The sequence below is a fragment of the Clavibacter lycopersici genome (assembly GCF_003576405.1).
GTDB classification, from domain to species: Bacteria; Actinomycetota; Actinomycetes; order Actinomycetales; family Microbacteriaceae; genus Clavibacter; species Clavibacter lycopersici.
This window is the reverse complement of sequence record NZ_QWGT01000472.1, coordinates 1-763: the sequence shown is the minus strand read 5'-3', so window position 1 is coordinate 763 and position 763 is coordinate 1. Positions and strand designations below refer to the sequence as shown.

Here is a 763-nt window from a genome sequence, read left to right as displayed (position 1 = left end):
GTGCGCAACGCCTCCAGCCGCCGCAAGCCCGTCGCCGGCCGCACCGGGTTCCGGCCCACCGTCCCGCTCCGTGTACGGTTCGACGACACGGGGCTGTTCTGATCCGCGCCCGGCGCGCCCGCCGCCCGGTCCGCGCACCCGGACCCGCCGGCCGCACCCCGTCCACCGCTCGCCCCGCACGCCGTCCCAGGGAGCACACCGCATGAGAGTCGTCTTCGCCGGCACGCCGCACGCGGCCGTCCCGTCGCTCGTCCGCCTGCACGAGGACGGCCACGACGTCGCCCTCGTCGTCACGCGCGCGGACGCGCCCGTCGGCCGCAAGCGCGTGCTCACGCCGTCGCCCGTCGCCGCCGAGGCCGAGCGGCTCGGGATCCCGACCCTGCGCACCAACCGCCTCGACGACGCCGCGACCGCCGAGATCGCCGCCCTCGCCCCCGAGCTCGGCGTGATCGTCGCCTACGGCGGCCTCGTCCGCGAGCCGCTCCTGTCCACTCCCGAGCGCGGCTGGATCAACCTGCACTTCTCGCTCCTGCCCCGGTGGCGCGGTGCCGCGCCCGTGCAGCGGTCGATCATGGCGGGCGAGAGCGTCACGGGCGCGAGCGTGTTCCAGCTCGAGCGGGGCATGGACACCGGTCCCGTCTTCTCCATGGAGACGCGGCCCACCGGCGCCCACGAGACCGCCGGGGACGTGCTCGGCGCGCTCGCCACGCAGGGCGCCGACCTCCTCGCGCGGACGGTCGCCGGCATCGCCGCGGGCACCGCG

1 protein-coding gene is annotated in these 763 nt (G+C 77.3%); it reads left to right on the top strand.

Annotation, left to right across the window (positions count from 1 at the left end):
* Positions 1–202: 202 nt before the first annotated feature.
* The coding region (locus DZG00_RS16015; RefSeq protein WP_147360092.1) for a methionyl-tRNA formyltransferase at positions 203–763 on the top strand (561 nt) is incomplete at its 3' end.